Raw genomic sequence first — 17,595 nt, forward strand, 5'->3', positions numbered from 1 at the left:
GTTCATGGGGCTGTGAGGCCCCATGACCGGGCTCACGTGGCATGGCGGTGCGGCGGCCGTTGTCACGCTGACGTTCGACGTCGACGTCGAGACGCCGATCCTCGCGGCCGGGCGGCAGTACGCGGATCACCTGATGGTGATGTCGCACCAGGCTTACGGACCGGACGTCGGCGTACCGCGGATCCTGGAGCTGCTGGCGGAGCTCGCCGTACCGGCGACGTTCTTCGTGCCGGGGTGGGTGGCCGAGCAGCGGCCGGGGCTGGCGGCAACGATCGTCGAGCACGGGCACGAGGTCGCGCACCACTCCTACAGCCACCGGGCGCCGACCTCGCTGACCCCGGCGCAGGAGCGGGCCGACTTCGAACGGGCGCTGGCGGTTTTCGATGCCCAGGGCATCGAGATCGCCGGCCACCGGGCGGCCTTGTGGGAGGCCACCCGGACCACGCTCGAGCTGGTCGCCGAGCACGGCCTGTCCTACGACTCCTCGTTGATGGGCGACGACCGGCCGTACCTGCTCGACGTCGAGGGCGGGCCGGTCACCGAGCTGCCGGTGCACTGGTCGCTGGACGACTGGGAGCAGTACGCCTACCTGCCCGAGCCGCAGATCGGGTCGGTGATCGAGTCGCCCAGGAAGGTGCTCGAGTTGTGGCGCGCGGAGTTGGACGGCATGCGGCACTACCGATGTCTGTTCAACCTGTGCCTGCATCCGTTCCTGTCCGGTCGGCCCAGCCGGCTGCTCGCCGTCCGGGAGCTGATCGAGTACGCGCAGTCCTGTGGCGACGTCAGCTTCGCCCGCTGCCGCGATCTCGCCGCTGCGGCTCGATCGGACAGCACGCTACGACCGCGGAAGCCGCCGTCGGTGGTCGCCGATCCGACGGTCTACCCGGACTGACGCCGGACGAGATAAGAACGATCGGTATTATCTAGCCCATGACGGTCCCGGTCCGGCGGTTGTGGGCGGCAGTCCTGTGTGGGTATCTCGCGTTCGGCGCCGCGTTGCAGGCGTTGCCGACGTACGTGCCGGAGCGGTACGGCGGGGGCGCGCTGGCCAGCGGGACCGCGGTCGGGATCGCCTTCCTGGCAACGGCTTTGGGGCGGCCGTTCGCCGGCTGGCTCGCGGACGGTGGGTGGTCGCGTCCCGTCGTACTGCTCGGTGGAGCGCTGACTGCGGCCGGTGGGGTCGGGCAGTTGGTGGCGCCGAATCTCGCCGTGCTGCTGATCGCTCGGCTGGTGATGGGGGCCGGGGAGGCGGCGCTGTTCTCGGCGGCCTTGCCGTGGGTGCTGGCCGGCACCCGGGTCGCGCAGCGTGGGCGGGTCGCGGGCTGGTTCGGCCTGTCGATGTGGGGCGGACTGGCGGGCGGGCCGGTGATCGCGTCGCTGGTGGGGGAGTGGGTTTGGTGGACGATCGTCGGACTCGCGGGGTTGTCGATGGTGCTGGTGCTGTCGACGCGTGCGGATCCAGCGCGGGCCGAGCCGTTGGTCCGGATTCGCCGGATCCGGGACCTGGTGCCGGTCGGCGTACCGTTGCCAGGCGCAACCATCGGCCTGGCGGCGTACTGCTACGGCACGATCGCCGCACTGCTCGTGCTGCGGTTGCGCGACGACGGGATCGGCGCGGACGGCTACGCGCTCGCGGTCTTCGCCGCGGCGTTCCTGGTCGTGCGCTTCGCAGGCAGTCCCTTGGTCGATCGGTACGGCGGGCGCGCGGTGGCGGCCTGGACAGTCACGATCGAGGTCGTGGCGCTCACCGGGCTTGCGCTGGCTGATGCGGCGGTGACTGCACTGGTGTTCACCGGGCTGGCCGGGTTGGGTCTGGCCTTGATCTACCCGTCGTGTGTGTCGATGACGCTCGACCGGGTGCGCGGGCTGCGGCCGGGGGTGTCGATGGGCGTGATGACGTCGTTCTGGGATCTCGGGGTGATGGCGGCCGGCCCGCTCGGTGGGCTCGTGGCCGAGCAGCTCGGGTTCCCGGCCGCGTTCTTCGTTGCCGCGGGCACCGGTACGGCGTGTGTGCTGGTCTGCCTCGTGTTCCTCAGGCCGCGTCCAGCAACGTCTCCACGATGACCCGCGCCTCGGCTCCAAGCGCCGGGTTCCGGTCGATCGCGCTGACGATCGTCGCCCCTTCGAGGACGATGACCAGCTGGCGCGCCGTGGTCGCGGGGTCACGCACACCGGCCTCGGTGAGGAGCCGGCCGAACAGGTCGCGGTAGAAGGTCAGGTGCTCCTGCGCGAGCCGCTGGGGTGCGCCGTCGTGCGCGCGGTCCTCGGTCGCGGCGTTCATCATCGCGCACCCGCGGAAGCCGGCCTCCGCGTACCAGGCCGCGACCAGGTCGAAGACGGCGAGAATCCGGTCCCGCCCGGCGTCGGCCCGGTCGACCGCCTGCTGGTACCAGGCCCGCACCCGCTGGGTCCGGTCGGTGAGCACGGCCTCGACCAGGCCCTCCTTGGAGCCGAAGTTCCGGTAGATGGTCAGCTTCGACGCGCCGGCCGCCTCGGCGACCTCGTTGATGCCGACGGCATGGATCCCGCGCCGCCGGAACACCTCGGACGCCGCCGCCAGGATCCGCGCCCTGGTCGCCTCCGGGTCGAGCCGTTCACCCGCCTTGACCGGCATCGTGCACCACCTCCGCCGCTCATAGTACCGATCGTTCTCATGTACTGGCGTCAGATAAGAACGATCGGTACTATCTCGGCCATGATCGATGGCTGGACGGCAGCGGGATTCGAGGGCGTGGCCGAGGCGTTCACGCGGAACTTCACCGAGCGAGGCGAGTTGGGGGCAGCGTTCGCGGCGTACCGAAACGGCGAGCTCGTGGTCGATCTGTGGGGCGGGACCGCGGATCGCGACACCGGGCGGGCCTGGGATCGGGACGCGGTCCAGCTGATGTTCTCCGGGACCAAGGGGCTCGTGGCCGCTTGTGTTCTGCTGCTCGTGCAGCGCGGGGGGTTGTCGCTGGACGATCCGCTCGGCCGCTACTGGCCGGCGTTCCGCGCGGGCGAGACGACGATCGCCGAGGTGCTGTCCCATCAGGCCCGGCTGCCCTGGGTCGAGGCCGGGTACGCCGACCTGCTCGACCATGACGTGATGGCTGCCCATCTGGCGGCTCAGGCTCCGGCGGCGGACCCGCGGGCCGCGTTCATGTACCACGCGATCACGTGGGGCTGGCTGGTCGACGAGCTGATCCGCCGCGTCGACGGGCGCACGGCTGGGCAGTTCTTCGCCGACGAGTTCGCCGCGCCGCTGGACCTGGAGGTGTGGATCGGGCTCCCGGACGAGCTGCACTGGCGGGCGACGACGATGGTCGCGCCGGACGGCGTACTCATGGATGAATCACAGACCGACCCGCTGCTGCGGCTCAACCGCAACCCGCTGTGGGTCCCGGGCGCGGAGAAGATCTGGAACAGTCCTGAATACCGCAGTGCCGGCCTCGCCGCCGTCGGAGGATTCGCCACCGCCCGCGGCATGGCCCGCTTCTACGCGTCCCTCCTGGCCGACGGTGTCCTGACCCCGCAGACGGTCGCGCTGGGCCGGCGCGAGCTCCGGCGCGGCATCGAACCGACCTGGGGAAGCGAGATCGCGTACGGCGCCGGCTTCGAGCTCCACACCCCGTCCGCCAACCTCGGACGCCCCGCCGACGCCTTCGGCCACCCGGGCGCTGGCGGCTCCCGCCACGGAGCCTGGCCGACCCGCGCAATCTCCTTCTCCTACCTGATGAACGAGGTCCGCCCCGCCCCGGACAACCGCCCTCTCGACCTGCTCGCCGCGCTGGAAAACGCCGGGTGAGGTCGTGTTGGTAAGCGCTTGCTGGCAGACTGGGGGCCTATGGGCGAGCCTGCGGTGATCAATGACAACGGTGCGTGGTGCTGGTTTCAGGACGAGCGGGCGGTGGTGGACCCGGACAGCCAGACGCTGGTGGTCGGGTCGATCGCGGCGCCGGAAGGGCCTGGGGCTGACCAGCGGTCCGGGAACGTCGAGCTGACGGTGGTCGACCTGCGGTCCGGCTCGAGCGAGGTCGTCGTACTGCATGAGAACTTCGAGGCGGACGATCACGATGTGCCGGCGCTGTGGCGGCGGGCGGACGGGCGGTGGCTGGCCGTCTACACCAAGCACAAGACCGACGACCTGACCCGGTGGCGGATCAGCGAGCCGGGTGATCCGCGCACGTGGGGTCCGGAGCAGACGTTCGACTGGAGCGAGTTCACCGGCAGGCGCGGGGTCACGTACTCGAACCTGCACGTGCTCGACGGGCGGCTCTACTGCTTCGCGCGGGCGGTGAACGACGACCCGTGTGCGCTGGTGTCGGACGACGACGGTGACTCCTGGACGTACGCCGGCAAGCTGTTCACCCGGCCGAAGGTCGGCTACGTCAACGGCTACACGCGGTACGTCTCGACGCCGACGCGGATCGACCTGGTGACGACCGACCACCATCCGCGCGACTACAACAACTCGATCTACCACGGCTACCTGGAAGCCGGAGCGCTGCACCGCAGCGACGGGACCGTGGTGGATCCGGTCGCTTTGAAAGGCGAAGCACCGTCGCAGGTGGAGCTCACCACGGTCCTGCAGGCCGGGTCGTTGTGGGACGGCGAGGAGATGACGCACTGCTGGACGCTCGACATCCGGCGTGGGGCCGACGGCACGATCGCCGCCGTACTGCTCGCCCGGCAGGAAGCGCCGTCGAAGGACTCCGACCGGCACCGGGTGGTGCGTGATCACCGCTACTTCTACGCACGGCTCGCCCCGGGTGCGGAGTGGGACGTCCAGCAGTTGGCCAAGGCCGGACCGGGCCTGCTGCCGCACGAGCAGGACTACACCGGCCTGGTCGCGATCGACCCCTACGACCTGGACTCGCTGTACGTCTCGACACCGATCGACCCGCGCGACGGCACGGAGCTGGCGCACCACGAGATCTTCCACGCGCGCCTGAGCGACAGCGGTACGACGTGGACGCCGGTCACCGAGGACTCCGACGTCGACAACCTGCGGCCGATCGTCGCCCCCGGCGACCCGAACCGCGTCCCGCTGCTCTGGTTCCGCGGCCCGATGACCGCCTCCCAGCACTACGACTGCGAGGTGGTCCTGCTCGACCGGCCGCGCGGGTGAACCTCAGACCTTGCTCATTCCGTGCTCATACCGTGCTCACACCTTGCGCCGTAGCGCGAGCACCGAGATCGGCGCGAAGACGACCATGATCCCGCACGCCCACAGCAGGGACCAGGCGACCGGCTCCGCCACGGGGCCGCCGATGAGCAGGCCGCGGGCGGCGTCGGACAGGATCGTCACCGGGTTCGCCTCGACGATCGGCTGCATCCAGCCCGGCATCGTCTCGGTGGGAACGAAGACGTTGCTGACGAAGGTGATCGGGAACAGCACCGTGAAGCCGAAGATCTGCACCTGTTCCGGATCACGTGCGAGCACCCCGACCAGGACCGAGATCCAGGAGAAGGCCAGCGCGAAGAACAGCACCAGGCCGACCATGGCGAGCAGGCTCAGCACCGAGGTCTCGACCCGGAAGCCCATCAGGTAGCCGACGGCGAGCAGCAGGAACACCGACCACGCGTGCTTGACCAGGTCCGCGGTGATGCGCCCGGCCAGCGGCGCCCAGCGGGCGATCGGCAGCGACCGCAGCCGGTCGAAGACGCCTTTGGTCAGGTCGGTGTTCAGTCCGGTGCCGACGTACATCGTCACGAAGAACATGTTCATCACGATGATGCCGGGCAGGGTGATCTGGAGGTAGTCGGCGGTGCTGCCGGCGATGGCGCCGCCGAAGATGTAGGTGAACAGGACCAGGAACAGGATCGGCTGGAAGCTGAAGTCACCGAGCTCCCACGGGTTGTGCCGGATCTGAACGATCGTCCGCCACGCCAGCGTGGCCGACTGCCGCAGGCCTTGCACGGGAGTGACTCCGACGCTCATGCCCGGACCTCCTCTTCGGACGATTCCTCGGCCGTGTGGCCGGTGAGGGAAAAGAACACCTCGTTCAGGCTCGCGCTGCGCAACGTCAGCGTGCTGATCACGACACCGGCGTCGTCCAGCCGCCGTACGACGGCCGGCAGCACAGCGGGGTCCGTGACCGGTGCGGTCACCTCCTCGCGGTCGACCTCCGGCTCGGCCTGCGCCAGCTCGCCGACGACCGCGATGACTGTGGGCAGGTCCGACGGATCGGCCGGGCGCACGGCGAGGGACTGCGCGCCCGCCTTCGCCTTCAGCTCGTCCGGCGTGCCGGTCGCGATCAGCTTGCCGTGGTCGATGACGGCGATGTTGTCGGCCAGCGCGTCGGCCTCGTCCAGGTACTGCGTGGTGAGCAGGACCGTGGATCCGCCGCGCACCAGGTCGCGGACGAGGTTCCACAGCTCCAGTCGTGCGCGCGGGTCGAGGCCCGTGGTCGGCTCGTCGAGGAAGAGGATCTTGGGCCGGCCGACCAGGCTCGCGGCCAGGTCGAGCCGCCGCCGCATGCCGCCCGAGTACGTCTTGGTCGCGCGGTCCGCGGCGTCGGACAGACCGAAGTCCTCGAGCAGCTCGGCGGCCCGCTGGCGCGCGGCGCGCCGGGACTGGCCGAGCAGGCGCCCGATCAGCAGCAGGTTCTCGGTGCCGGTCAGGTTCTCGTCGACCGCGGCGTACTGGCCGGTCAGGCCGATCATCTTCCGGACCTGGTGAGCTTCGCGCAGTACGTCGTACCCGCCGACGGTGGCGCGGCCCTCGTCGGGACGCAGCAGTGTCGCGAGTGCGCGGACCGCGGTCGTCTTCCCGGCGCCGTTCGGGCCGAGCAGCCCGAGGACGCTGCCGGTCGGCACCGCCAGGTCGACCCCGGCCAGCGCGACGGTCTCGCCGAACCGCTTGGTCAACCCTTCCGCCCAGATCGAGTGGTCCATGCCGTGCCCCTCCCAGCTCGGTATGACCTCCCAGTCGACTACTCGATCATCCGTGCGTCAACCGGATTGGTTCAGCGCCGTGCGGGCCGCCTCCCGACCGGTGGCGGGATCTTCGGCGGCGAGGGCTGCGGTTGCGGCGGCTCGGCACTGGTCGAGGGTCGCCGTGGCCAGGCGAGCGCCGACGGCGGGGAGGGCGGCGGTTGCTGCCGACAACGAGGTGATGCCGAGGCCGACGAGAACGCAGGCCAGCAAGGGATCCGCGGCCGCCTCGCCGCAGACGCCGACGGGCTTGCCCGCGGTCTGGCCCGCGCGGGCGACCTGTGCGACCAGCGCGAGGTGTGCGGGCTGCCACGGGTCGGTGAGGTTGGCGAGCTCAGGCGACAGACGGTCCGCGGCCATCGTGTACTGGGTCAGGTCGTTCGTGCCGATCGACAGGAAGTCGACGTGGTCGAGGACGCGGTCGGCGAGCAGGGCGACTGCAGGGACCTCGACCATCACGCCGGCGACGAGGCCGCGGCTGCGGGCGCGTTCGGCGAAGAACCGTGCGTCCGCGACAGTGGCGACCATCGGAGCCATCACCCACGGCTGCTCACCGGTTCTTTCCGCGGCCTGGGCGATAGCATCCAGCTGGCGGTCCAGGATGCCCGGATCGGCGAAGGCGAGTCGCAGGCCGCGGACGCCGAGCGCGGGGTTCGGCTCGTCGGTCGCGCCGGTGAACGCCAACGGCTTGTCGGATCCGGCGTCCAAGGTCCGTACGACGACCTTCCGGCGGGCGAAGGCACGCAGTACCTCGGAGTAGAGGTCGGCCTGCTCGGCGACGGCCGGTTCGGTCTCGCGGTTGAGGAACGCGAGCTCGGTCCGGAACAGGCCGACGCCTTCGGCCTGGCTCTTGGCGGCCTGCTGGGCGGAGGCCCCGTCCTGCACGTTGGCGAGGATGCCGACCGGGTGACCGTCGGCGGTGCGGCCGGGCCCTTGCCAGGACTCGGTCGCGGCGCGCTGCGCGGCGGCATCCCGGACGGCTGCGCGGGCGGTTGTCTCGTCTGGCTCGACCAGGATCTCGCCGGTGTCGCCGTTCACCAGAACCGGCGTACCTGCTGGGATTTCGGGCAGGTCGGTGACTGCGACCACGCAGGGGATGCCGAGCTGCCGGGCGATGATCGCGGTGTGGCTGGTCGGCCCGCCGAGCCGGGTCGCGAGGGCGACGGTCAGCTCGTCGAGGCCGGCGGTGTCGGCGGGGGAGAGGTCGTCAGCGATCAGCACGGACGGCTCGGACGGATGCGGTACGCCGGGCTCCGGTTGGCCGGTGAGCTCGGCGACGATCCGGTCCCGGATGTCGTGCAGATCGGTGACCCGCTCGGCCATCAGGCCGCCGAGCTGGGTGAAGAGGGCGGCGAACTGGTCGGTCGCACCGGCGCAGGCGTGGACGGCGTCGGTTCCGGACTGGATCCGCTGGGCCGCCGCAGCGGCGAGTCCCCGGTCGCGCGCCAGGTCGGCAGTCGCGCTGAGCACCTCGGCCGCCGCGCCTGAAGCGAGTCCGGCGCGGGCGGCCAGCCGTTCGGCGACGGTCGCCGCGGCGGCGTCGTACCTGGCGACCTCGGCGGCCCGGTCCGGCTCGGCGACGGCGGTCGGGGCCGGGATCGCCGGACGCGGCTCCGGGCGGATGGCCGGCCCGTAGCCGACACCCGGTACGACGGGGACGCCCTTCGAAATGTGGTTCATGACGGGTCCTCTAGCTCGGCTGGATTGCCAGGACGTTACGAACAGAGGTCTTGACATGTCAATAGATCGGGCGTAAAACCAACTGAAACAACACAAAATCCCAACGAAACGCAGATCTGGAGCCGATATGTACGCGGAGGAGCGGCAGGCGGCGATCGTCGCCAAGGTCCGTGAGCAGGGCCGGGTCACGGTCAGCGGCATCGCGACCGACCTCGGCGTGACCACCGAGACGGTGCGCCGCGACCTCGCTCAGCTCGAGCGGGCCGGCCTTCTCCGCCGGGTCCACGGCGGTGCGGTGTCGACCACCGCGCTGACCGTGATCGAGCCGGGCGTCGCCGAGCGCGACGCCACCCAGGCGGACCAGAAGGACCGGATCGCGAAGGCCGCGATCGAGCTGTTGCCGGGCAGCGGCGGCAGCGTCCTGCTCGACGCCGGTACGACGACCGCCCGGATCGCCTCGCTGCTGCCGGTGGACCGCCAGCTCGTGGTCGTGACGAACGCGGTGCCGATCGCGGCCCGGCTCGGTGCGTCGGACAGCGTCCGCCTGCACCTGCTCGGCGGCCGCGTCCGCGGCGAGACCCAGGCCGCTGTCGGCGATCAGACTGTCCGATTGTTGACAGACCTGCGGGTCGACCTGGCTTTCATCGGCACCAACGCGCTGACGGTCGACCACGGTCTCACCACCCCGGACACCGACGAGGCTGCCGTGAAGCGGGCGATGATCGCGGCCGCGCACCAGGTCGTCGTGGTCGCCGACTCGTCGAAGATCGGCCGCGAGCACCTGGTCCGCTTCGCTTCCCTCGACGACGTCGACGTACTGGTCACCGACGACGCGATCGACCCAGCCGTGGTCCGAGAGCTCGAGACCCGCGAGGTCGAGGTGGTGATCGCATGATCGTCACGCTGACTGCGAATCCGAGTGTTGATCGGACGATCGAGCTTGCGGGGGAGTTGCGCCGTGGCGAGGTGCAGCGGGCGGTGTCTGTGCGGAGTGAGCCGGGTGGCAAGGGTGTGAACGTCGCCCGGGCGCTCACGGCTGCGGGAGCGCCTGCGATTGCGGTGCTGCCTGCTGGTGCCGACGACCGGATGCTGGCCGCGCTGCGCGATCAGACGGTTGCCTACCGGGCGGTCGACGTACCGCATCCGGTGCGGGTGAACGTGACCGTCGTCGAGCCGGACGGTACGACGACCAAGCTCAACGAGGCCGGGATGCCGCTCACTGCTTCGGTTCTCGAAGCACTGGTTGGTGCCGTACTTAAGGAAGCAGCCGATGCTCGGTGGGCGGTGCTGTCGGGGTCACTGCCACCGGCTGTGCCTGCGGACTTCTACGTCGAGCTGGTCGCGGCGCTGCACGAGCAGGGATGTGCGGTCGCCGTCGACACGTCCGGTGAACCGCTGCGCGCAGTGGCCGCTGCGGCCCTCCAACCGGATCTGCTGAAGCCGAACGCGGAGGAGCTCGCCGAGCTCACCGGGTACGACATCGCGCGGCTCGAGGCTGATCCGTCGTTCGTCGCCGAAGCGGCCCGGGCGCTGATCGCTCGTGGCGCCGGGGCTGTGCTCGCGACGCTCGGCCGGCACGGGGCCGTGCTGGTCGACGGCTCCGGTACGGCGTGGCTCGGGAAGGCCGAGGCCGTCGTGCCGATCAACACCGTCGGCGCGGGTGACGCCACCCTGGCCGGCTACTTGCTTGCCGACCTGGCCGGAGCGGGGCCGGCCGATCGGTTGCGTCAGGCGGTGGCGTTCGGCGCCGCCGCAGTCCAGCTCGCCGGATCCGCGATGCCGCGGCCCGGTGATCTCCGTCCTGCGGGCGTCAGCGTCGTCGCCCTGGCCCCCCGTTCCGTCGCGTCGCCGCGTGGCTGACGACGGCTGAGAGGAACTGTCATGTCCCAGATCATCCAGGCCGACCTCGTCGTCTTCGACGAGAACCTCGGCAGCACGTCGCCGGACGTGATCCGCCACCTCGCGACCCGGGTCGTCGAGGCCGGGCGGGCCACCGACGTCGAGGGGCTGTACGGCGACGCCCTGGCCCGCGAGGGTCAGGCCGCGACCGGGCTGCCCGGCGGGATCGGGATCCCGCACTGCCGGTCGTCGTACGTCACGGAGGCGACGCTGGCGTTCGCGCGGTTGCAGCCCGGGGTGGACTTCGGCGCGCCGGACGGGCCGGCCGACCTCGTCTTCCTGATCGCGGCACCCGCCGAAGGGGACGCCGACCACCTGACCCTGCTGACCGCACTGGCCCGCTCCCTGGTGAAGCCGGAGTTCGTCGCTTCGTTGCGCGAGGCAACCACCCCCGACGAGGTGGTCGCCCTGGTGCAAGCAGCCGTTGCTCCAGCACCACCCGCGGCGGCTCCTGCCACCGAGTCCGCGGCATCCTCGGCGGCTCCCGCCACCGAGTCCGCGGCATCCGCGCCTGCTGCCCCGGCCTCCGCGCCTGCTGCCCCGGCCTCCGCGCCTGGTGCGGCGGCTCCTTCCGAGCCGGCTTCGGCCGCGCAGCGGCAGGTTGTGGCGGTGACTGCTTGTCCGACGGGTATCGCCCACACCTACATGGCGGCGGACTCGTTGGTGGCGGCCGGCAAGCGGGCGGGGGTGAAGGTGCTGGTCGAGACTCAGGGGTCCGGGGCCTCGACGCCGCTCGGGCCGGACGAGATCGACGCGGCGGACGCGGTGATCTTCGCGACCGACGTCGGGGTGAAGGACCGCGGCCGGTTCGCCGGCAAGCCGGTTGTCGCCTCCGGCGTGAAGCGGGCGATCAACGAGCCGGACGCGATGATCGCGGACGCCCTCGCCGCCGGGGCCGACCCGGATGCTCCCCGGGTCGAGGCCTCCGCGTCGACGGCCGCGCCGCGCAAGGACAAGCGCTCCGGTGACGTGTCGTGGGCCGTGCGGCTGCGGCAGATCCTGCTGACCGGCGTCAGCTACATGATCCCGTTCGTCGCGGCCGGCGGGCTGCTGATCGCGCTCGGCTTCCTGTTCGGCGGCTACCAGATCAACGCCTCCGCGACCGACATCGTCGCGAACAACTCGCTCGCCAACCTTCCGTCCGGCGGACTCGCGCAGTACCTCGGCGCCGTGCTGTTCAGCCTCGGCGCACTCGCCTTCGGCTTCCTCGTGCCGGCGCTGTCCGGCTACATCGCCTTCGCGATCGCCGACCGTCCTGGCATCGCGCCGGGCTTCACGGTCGGGGTGGTCGCGACGACCGTCGGCGCCGGCTTCATCGGCGGTATCGTCGGCGGCCTGCTGGCCGGCTTCGCCGCGCTGTGGATCAGCCGGCTGAAGGTGCCGGCCTGGGGCCGTGGCCTGATGCCGGTCGTGGTGATTCCGCTCGGCGCGACGCTGATCGCCGGCGGGTTGATGTTCCTGGTCCTCGGCCGGCCGCTGGCCGCGATCACCTCGGGCCTGGAGAGCTGGCTGAACGGCCTGTCCGGCTCGTCCGCGATCGTGCTCGGCATCGTCCTCGGCCTGATGATGGCCTTCGACATGGGCGGCCCGGTGAACAAGGCGGCGTACGCGTTCGCCACCGCCGGCCTGGCGGTCGACAACCCCGCCTCGCTCAAGGTGATGGCCGCGGTGATGGCGGCCGGCATGGTGCCGCCGCTGGCGATGGCGCTGGCGACCGCGGTCCGGCCGAAGCTGTTCAGCACCGCGGAGCGGGAGAACGGCAAGGCCGCTTGGTTGCTCGGGGCATCGTTCATCACCGAGGGCGCGATCCCGTTCGCGGCCGCCGACCCGCTGCGGGTGATCCCGTCGATCATGTTCGGCTCCGCGATCACCGGCGCCCTGGTGATGGCCGGCGGCGTGACGCTGTCCGCACCGCACGGCGGCATCTTCGTCTTCTTCGCGATCGGCCACATCGCCTGGTTCGTGCTCGCCCTCCTCGCCGGTGCGGTGGTCGGCGCGGCCGCGGTGACGGTCGCCAAACAGCTCGGCCGCAAACCCGCCACCACCCAAACTCGCACTGCTGTCACGGTCTGAAAGGAACTCCCATGTCCAGCACCACTGTCACCGTCGGCTCCTCCGTCGGCCTGCACGCCCGTCCCGCTGCCCTGATCGCGGCCGCCGCCACCGAGGCCGGCGTACCGGTCACGCTCGCCACGAACGGCGGCCTACCGGTCGACGCCGGGTCGGCCCTGCTGATCATGACGCTCGGCGCCAAGTGCGGCGACGACGTCACCGTCTCCTGCGACGACGACGCGGTCCTGCGCAAGGTGGCCGACCTGGTCGCCACCGACCTGGACGCCTAGCGACCCTCGGCCTGGACGCTCAGGCGTTCGAGGTCAGCTGCTCTCGGACGGCCGTGAGGTCGGCGGCGATCGCCGCCTCACGGTCCCGGGCGCCCGCCTTGTACGACGCCAGTTCGCCGGCGGTCTCGGTCGCCTTCTCCTTCAGCCGGGCGATCTGGTCCGCCGCATCGGTCTTCGCCTCCGCGACCTGGGTACGCGCCCGCCAGTACCGGTGCGCCGCGACGCCCAGGATCGCCACGCCGATCACGATCCAGAACGAGTGCACAATGCCCAGACCGATTCCCACCACGAGCCCGGTCACCGCGATCGCGATCGCCCCGGCCGCGGACTTCACGGTCAGCGGCGGCGCCTCGGAGTTGATCTTCGCCACCGCAGCGGCCATCGACTGCTGGTCCGGACCATCCGGAAGCACGGTGATGTCCCGGCGGCCGACCTTGCAGACGATCTCGGTCGGGATCAGCCCGCCCGCGGTCTTCGCCAGTTCCTCCGCCTCGGTCAGTACGCCGTCCGCCACCACCCGCAACGCGGTCGCCGACAGGTGCGGCTCGTCCTCGCGTCGCAGGTCGGCCCGCAGCAGGTTCTCGATCGTGTCGACCGGGTCGGTGATCGCGCCGGCCGCGGCCGAGGTGTTGGTGATCCGGGCTCGCAGCTCGGCGACCCGGGACAGCGGCTCGCGTTCGTGCTCGCTGCCCTCGGAGATCAGCATCCGCAGCACGGACGACGCGCTGTCGGGGTCGGGTTCGCCGTACGCGAGATCCCGGTCGGGTTCGCGGACGGTGGTGTCGCCCGCGATCGTGTCGACGGCGGCCCGGAGCTGGCTGAGCCGGTCCCGCGCGTTGGCCGCGGTGGCGATCTCGGTGAAGCCCGGATGCGGATGCCGCACGGCCTTGCCCCGGCTCAGGACTGTCTCCAGCCAGCTCAAGCCTTTGACGTGCTCCCGCAGCCGCTCGATGACCAGCGTCTGCCCCTCCGCGCCGAGTCCACCGCGCGCGCCGGTGGACCACAACGCGCGTTGCAATCGGGTGACCTTGCCGTCGGCCGGCGTACCGAAGGCTGTCTCGAGCCAGGTGTTCTGGACGAGGTCACGCCGTCCCAGCGCGGCCAGGGCCAGGCAGAGGAAGATCGACGTACGGTCCTTGTCGAGAGCCATTGCCTCGGACAACGGTCCGTCCGGCAGGGCGGTCGCTTCGGCCGACAGGCCGTGGATCGTCGCGACTGCGGGCTGCAACCAGTAGCCGGGCACCGCGGCTCCCGCGGCCGGCGGCTGCTGCCCCGACGCCAGCGCTGTCAGGACCTGAGTCGCGTGCCGGCGTACCTCGGCCGCGTCGGCGAACCCGATCAGCTCGTACCGGATGTCGGACAGCTCCACGAACGCGTCGAACGCGTCACTCAACTGCCGCAGCCGCGAGTCCAGGCTGCCCTGCAACTGCGACACCTTCGACCGCAGGCTCGACGCCTCGGAGAACGCCTGCGACATCTCACTCCGGAGCGCATCGAGCTCCCGATCCTGCCGCCGCTCCACATACCAGTCCGACATCCACGACTCCCGTCCCGCTGACCTCTGCGGCACTAGCATCCCGCCTCACGGGGTCGCCAGAAGCCATCGGAACGGTATGTCGGTCGGCGCACTGCTGGTCGGTCCCCCTGTGCTGACCGGCAGTGCGCCACCCCCCGCAACCTGGGCGAAGAATTCAGCCCATGCCTGGAACGGTAGGTGGCGCGCGAGCAGGAGTGGGTCCGGGAAATCCCGGGCATTTAAGTCGTGTCTGGTGGAACCACCAGACACGACCTACTCGGTCGCGAGGTCCTCGACGGTGACCACGTGGTCTTCGAGGGCGCGGCGGATCAGGGCAGCGATGCTGCCGGCCGGGCGGCCGAGGTTGGCGTACTTGATGCGCGCACGGTCGATGTAGGTCTCGACGGTGCGGGCGCTGACGCCGAGGCGCTGGGCGGCGAGTTGCTTGGAGCCGGTCTGGAACCAGGCGCGCAAGGCGTCCCGCTCCTGCGTGCTGAGCCGGACCCGCTTGTCGGCCTGGATGGTGCCGGCCAGCGTGGGTGCGGTGTGCGGCAGATGGGCGGCGGCCTTCACGATCGCGGGGACCAGGTGCTCCGGTCCTTCGTGCTTGGTCAGGTAGGTGTCGACGCCGAGGCTCATGCAGCGCGTGATCGTGTCCGGGTTGGAGCTCGACGAGTACACGATGACCGAGCGACCGGCGTCCACCAGCTCGGTCAGAGCGCCGTACTCGGGGACCGGGATGCGGCCGTCGCGGTCGTCCAGGTGCAGGTCGAAGATGACCACGTCGGCCATGGTGGCGGGCTCCGTCCACAGCTCGGCGAGGCGGTCGCCGACGTCGATCAGCTCGATCGGCGGGTCGGCCTGCGCGCACCACACCCGCACTCCCGCCGTGGTCGCCGGATGGTCCTCCACGATCACTGCGATGATCGGCTTGCCCACTGCGCCTCCACCCAGAGCAGCCCGTCGTGCCGCGTCGTACTCAGATGCACATTGTGACCGACTGGTAGCGGTACGTCGATATCGGGCGCGTCGGCCACCACGCTTACCGCCAGCGATCCGTCGGTGGACGACACCGTGATGCGTGCCTGGCTGGCCGCCGTTGCCAGCAGCATCAGCGGTCCTTCGGTCAACCCACGCCGTACCGGCAGCGGGGGAGCGGCCCACGTTCCGGCGGTTGCCAGCGTGACGAGCACGCCGCGGCGGTCCGCGAGATCGGCGCAGGCCCGGAGTTCGTGCAGCAGCGGATCGGGTGTCTCGTCGTGCTCGGCGAAGATCCGGCGCATCCGCGCTGCCTCGATCGCGCAGCGGCGCCGTACCGATTCGTCTTGTGGATCGAGCGTTCCATCGGCCAGGCCGGCCAGCAGCGGGCCTGCCGTCGCGGACAGTTCGGCGTAGCGGCGCTGGCGCCTCTCGTGGGTCTGTGCCGCGAGCTGGTCGGCGATGCGGACCTCCTCCGCGTCCCGGCGCTGCTGTGCGGCCTGCTGGGCAAGGGAAGCGAGCAGCGAGGTGGCGACTGCGACCGCGAGCGGGTAGCCGGCGCTGGTGATCATTCCGGCCAGGTAGCCCGTCTCGACGCCGTCGACCGGCAGCGTCAGCATCCGGCCGATCGCGATCAGGTGGTTGATCGCGAGGACGGTTACGACCTCTTTGAGCCGTTCACCGAGTACGACGAGGGCGAGCCAAGGCGCCGTACCGACGAACCAGTTGCTCGCCAGCGCGTGGGCGGTGTGCTCGACACCGGACGCGCTCAGCAGCCCGGCCGCGGCGATCACGGCGATCGCGGCCCACCGCCAGCGGCCCCAGCTGAGGTCGCGTTCGAACAGGATCGCGCCGGTGACGAACACCAGCGACAACAGGCCGAATGCGATCAGTTGGACAGCTATCGAGTCGTACTCCGCGCGGTTGCTGAACAGGGTTGCGGGGGCGAGCAGGTAGAGCACGGCCGCGGTGATGATCAAGGTCGCGAGACGCAGTTGGCGGTGCAGCCCGCTGGTGGTGGAACCGGCCAGATTCGCTTGCCAGACGGCTGCCTCATCGGTCGGCTCGGAACGGTGTTTCGCTTGCCACAGCAGGCGAACGGTGGTCCCGCGCCCAAGCTGCGACTCGAACTGCGCCGAGCCGCCGACCGCCTGCAGGGTTTCGACGATCGAGTGGGTGATCCCGCGTCGCGCATCTGCCGCACCGTGGAAGCCGACGCCGTCGTCGATCACCTCGATCTGTACGGCGCCCAGCGGCTGGCTGACCCGGCAAGTCGCCGTACGACGGCCGGAGTGCCGCAGGACGTTGGACAGCGCCTCATGGACCGCGTCGGCCAGCGCGGCGACCACATCGCCGGGGAGCGAGATGTGGCTGTCTCCCTCGAGTCTGATGGTCAACGGACTGCTCTCGGTCACTTCGCGGAGCGCTTGGCCGAGGTCGCGATCTGCCTTGGAGGGAAGGACTTCCGGGACTCGGGACAGGGCGGCGAGGTCTCGGGCAGCCTGGTCCGGCAGCCAGTCGTCGGTCGGGCGAACGTATCCGGCGCCGATCATCAGCAGCGTGGTCGACGAGGTGTCGTGCAGCATCCGGACGGCCCGTTGCTCGTCCGCGCGTACTGCGGTGGCGACTTCGCGCTCACGCCGTACTCGCGAGGTCTCCTCGGCCGCCTGGTCGGCCAGCGTGCCGCCTCGCCGTACGAGCACCCAGAGCCAGCGGGACAACCCGGCCGAGACGAGCAACCAGATGAGCCCGACCACCCAGCCCGTCCAGTACTGCGGCGCCGCCCGCCACGCACCGACTGCGATCGCGAGATCGACGACCACTGTCGCGCCGAACCCCAACCGGACCGACGTGTGCAGCTGGTACGACACGCACACGAAGCTCGCCCAGCTGATCACCCACCCCGCGCCGACCGCCAGCACTTCCAGCCGCTCGGTCACCCCGAGATTCACGGCGACGAACGCCACCACTGCGACATCGGCGACAACCAACCAGGTCGCGGAGCCCCGAAGCAGCCGCCAACTGTAGAAACCGCCCCACCCGATCACGAGCGCAACCAGCCCGGCCGCCCGCCACCGCATCGCCGGCTCCGCACTCACCAGCCCGACCAGCCCGCACGAGACCCCCACGGCCCCATGCACCACCGCCGCATAACGCAACGCCAACCGCTCCAGCAATCGCGTCGCATCGCCAGCAACGGAAGGCATCGACACCTGCCCATTCAAACGAACGGATACCCGCACGAAGGACCCCAGGACCCGAAAT

The 17,595-nt window shown here is 70.7% G+C and carries 15 protein-coding genes; 8 read left to right on the forward strand and 7 right to left on the reverse strand.

Annotated elements, in window-relative coordinates; genetic code table 11:
• Positions 1 to 22 precede the first annotated feature (22 nt).
• Both AB0H36_RS03215 and AB0H36_RS03220 read left to right on the forward strand, forming a co-directional pair.
• On the forward strand, positions 23 to 892 hold the full coding sequence (locus AB0H36_RS03215; RefSeq protein WP_360515624.1) for a polysaccharide deacetylase: 870 nt from the start codon (positions 23 to 25) through the stop codon (positions 890 to 892).
• A 38-nt stretch (positions 893 to 930) separates the two neighbouring features.
• Complete coding sequence (locus tag AB0H36_RS03220) at positions 931 to 2,064, forward strand: MFS transporter (RefSeq protein ID WP_360515627.1); 1,134 nt, start codon at positions 931 to 933, stop codon at positions 2,062 to 2,064.
• Here the strand turns inward: AB0H36_RS03220 and AB0H36_RS03225 are convergent.
• The gene (locus AB0H36_RS03225) at positions 2,033 to 2,614 is read right to left on the reverse strand and encodes a TetR/AcrR family transcriptional regulator (RefSeq protein ID WP_360515630.1); all 582 of its coding nucleotides are present in this window, start codon (positions 2,612 to 2,614) and stop codon (positions 2,033 to 2,035) included. The two genes, AB0H36_RS03220 and AB0H36_RS03225, sit on opposite strands and share 32 nt — an antisense overlap.
• Positions 2,615 to 2,695: 81 nt before the next feature.
• Here AB0H36_RS03225 and AB0H36_RS03230 point away from each other — a divergent pair, with 81 nt between their 5' ends.
• The gene (locus AB0H36_RS03230) at positions 2,696 to 3,784 is read left to right on the forward strand and encodes a serine hydrolase domain-containing protein (RefSeq protein WP_360515633.1); all 1,089 of its coding nucleotides are present in this window, start codon (positions 2,696 to 2,698) and stop codon (positions 3,782 to 3,784) included.
• 39 nt (positions 3,785 to 3,823) lie between these two features.
• Positions 3,824 to 5,107 carry a BNR-4 repeat-containing protein gene (locus AB0H36_RS03235; protein ID WP_360515636.1) on the forward strand — a complete coding sequence of 428 codons (1,284 nt, stop codon included), beginning with the start codon at positions 3,824 to 3,826 and terminating at the stop codon, positions 5,105 to 5,107.
• 36 nt (positions 5,108 to 5,143) lie between these two features.
• Here the strand turns inward: AB0H36_RS03235 and AB0H36_RS03240 are convergent, their stop codons facing one another.
• From AB0H36_RS03240 to AB0H36_RS03250, 3 genes are read right to left on the reverse strand one after another with little or no spacing between them, the layout of a single operon-like run.
• Complete coding sequence (locus AB0H36_RS03240; protein WP_360515639.1) at positions 5,144 to 5,920, reverse strand: ABC transporter permease; 777 nt, start codon at positions 5,918 to 5,920, stop codon at positions 5,144 to 5,146.
• Positions 5,917 to 6,876: an ATP-binding cassette domain-containing protein gene (locus AB0H36_RS03245; RefSeq protein ID WP_360515642.1), complete on the reverse strand. Its 960-nt coding sequence runs from the start codon at positions 6,874 to 6,876 to the stop codon at positions 5,917 to 5,919. Before AB0H36_RS03245 ends, AB0H36_RS03240 begins: the two co-directional genes overlap by 4 nt.
• Before the next feature lie 57 nt (positions 6,877 to 6,933).
• Positions 6,934 to 8,595, reverse strand: coding sequence for a putative PEP-binding protein (locus AB0H36_RS03250; protein ID WP_360515645.1), 1,662 nt, complete (start codon positions 8,593 to 8,595; stop codon positions 6,934 to 6,936).
• 127 nt (positions 8,596 to 8,722) lie between these two features.
• On the opposite strand from AB0H36_RS03250, the gene AB0H36_RS03255 reads away from it, so the two are divergent.
• The 4 genes from AB0H36_RS03255 to AB0H36_RS03270 are packed head-to-tail and all read left to right on the forward strand — an operon-like array spanning position 8,723 to position 12,836.
• Positions 8,723 to 9,490, forward strand: a complete 768-nt coding sequence (locus AB0H36_RS03255) for a DeoR/GlpR family DNA-binding transcription regulator (RefSeq protein WP_360515648.1) — start codon at positions 8,723 to 8,725, stop codon at positions 9,488 to 9,490.
• Positions 9,487 to 10,455, forward strand: a complete 969-nt coding sequence (locus AB0H36_RS03260) for a 1-phosphofructokinase family hexose kinase (RefSeq protein ID WP_360515651.1) — start codon at positions 9,487 to 9,489, stop codon at positions 10,453 to 10,455. The genes AB0H36_RS03255 and AB0H36_RS03260 overlap by 4 nt, the downstream gene beginning before the upstream one ends.
• A gap of 21 nt (positions 10,456 to 10,476) precedes the next feature.
• Positions 10,477 to 12,567 carry a fructose-specific PTS transporter subunit EIIC gene (locus AB0H36_RS03265; RefSeq protein WP_360515654.1) on the forward strand — a complete coding sequence of 697 codons (2,091 nt, stop codon included), beginning with the start codon at positions 10,477 to 10,479 and terminating at the stop codon, positions 12,565 to 12,567.
• 11 nt (positions 12,568 to 12,578) lie between these two features.
• Complete coding sequence (locus tag AB0H36_RS03270; RefSeq protein WP_360515657.1) at positions 12,579 to 12,836, forward strand: HPr family phosphocarrier protein; 258 nt, start codon at positions 12,579 to 12,581, stop codon at positions 12,834 to 12,836.
• 19 nt (positions 12,837 to 12,855) lie between these two features.
• Here the strand turns inward: AB0H36_RS03270 and AB0H36_RS03275 are convergent, their stop codons facing one another.
• From AB0H36_RS03275 to AB0H36_RS03285, 3 genes are all read right to left on the reverse strand, one after another.
• Positions 12,856 to 14,373 carry a hypothetical protein gene (locus AB0H36_RS03275; RefSeq protein ID WP_360515660.1) on the reverse strand — a complete coding sequence of 506 codons (1,518 nt, stop codon included), beginning with the start codon at positions 14,371 to 14,373 and terminating at the stop codon, positions 12,856 to 12,858.
• 252 nt (positions 14,374 to 14,625) lie between these two features.
• Positions 14,626 to 15,291: a response regulator gene (locus AB0H36_RS03280; protein WP_360515663.1), complete on the reverse strand. Its 666-nt coding sequence runs from the start codon at positions 15,289 to 15,291 to the stop codon at positions 14,626 to 14,628.
• Complete coding sequence (locus AB0H36_RS03285; RefSeq protein ID WP_360515666.1) at positions 15,267 to 17,537, reverse strand: ATP-binding protein; 2,271 nt, start codon at positions 17,535 to 17,537, stop codon at positions 15,267 to 15,269. The genes AB0H36_RS03280 and AB0H36_RS03285 overlap by 25 nt, the downstream gene beginning before the upstream one ends.
• Between the last annotated feature and the right edge of the window lie 58 nt (positions 17,538 to 17,595).

Source organism: Kribbella sp. NPDC050820, from assembly GCF_040653975.1.
GTDB lineage: Bacteria > Actinomycetota > Actinomycetes > Propionibacteriales > Kribbellaceae > Kribbella.

Bases quoted from the DNA above. Each gene is read 5' to 3' on its own strand.
- AB0H36_RS03215 (WP_360515624.1), top strand. From the start codon at position 23: ATGACCGGGCTCACGTGGCATGGCGGTGCGGCGGCCGTTGTCACGCTG.
- AB0H36_RS03265 (WP_360515654.1), top strand. From the start codon at position 10,477: ATGTCCCAGATCATCCAGGCCGACCTCGTCGTCTTCGACGAGAACCTC.
- AB0H36_RS03230 (WP_360515633.1), top strand. From the start codon at position 2,696: ATGATCGATGGCTGGACGGCAGCGGGATTCGAGGGCGTGGCCGAGGCG.
- AB0H36_RS03255 (WP_360515648.1), top strand. From the start codon at position 8,723: ATGTACGCGGAGGAGCGGCAGGCGGCGATCGTCGCCAAGGTCCGTGAG.
- AB0H36_RS03240 (WP_360515639.1), bottom strand. From the start codon at position 5,920: ATGAGCGTCGGAGTCACTCCCGTGCAAGGCCTGCGGCAGTCGGCCACG.
- AB0H36_RS03245 (WP_360515642.1), bottom strand. From the start codon at position 6,876: ATGGACCACTCGATCTGGGCGGAAGGGTTGACCAAGCGGTTCGGCGAG.
- AB0H36_RS03250 (WP_360515645.1), bottom strand. From the start codon at position 8,595: ATGAACCACATTTCGAAGGGCGTCCCCGTCGTACCGGGTGTCGGCTAC.
- AB0H36_RS03275 (WP_360515660.1), bottom strand. From the start codon at position 14,373: ATGTCGGACTGGTATGTGGAGCGGCGGCAGGATCGGGAGCTCGATGCG.
- AB0H36_RS03220 (WP_360515627.1), top strand. From the start codon at position 931: ATGACGGTCCCGGTCCGGCGGTTGTGGGCGGCAGTCCTGTGTGGGTAT.
- AB0H36_RS03235 (WP_360515636.1), top strand. From the start codon at position 3,824: ATGGGCGAGCCTGCGGTGATCAATGACAACGGTGCGTGGTGCTGGTTT.
- AB0H36_RS03225 (WP_360515630.1), bottom strand. From the start codon at position 2,614: ATGCCGGTCAAGGCGGGTGAACGGCTCGACCCGGAGGCGACCAGGGCG.
- AB0H36_RS03260 (WP_360515651.1), top strand. From the start codon at position 9,487: ATGATCGTCACGCTGACTGCGAATCCGAGTGTTGATCGGACGATCGAG.
- AB0H36_RS03285 (WP_360515666.1), bottom strand. From the start codon at position 17,537: ATGCCTTCCGTTGCTGGCGATGCGACGCGATTGCTGGAGCGGTTGGCG.
- AB0H36_RS03270 (WP_360515657.1), top strand. From the start codon at position 12,579: ATGTCCAGCACCACTGTCACCGTCGGCTCCTCCGTCGGCCTGCACGCC.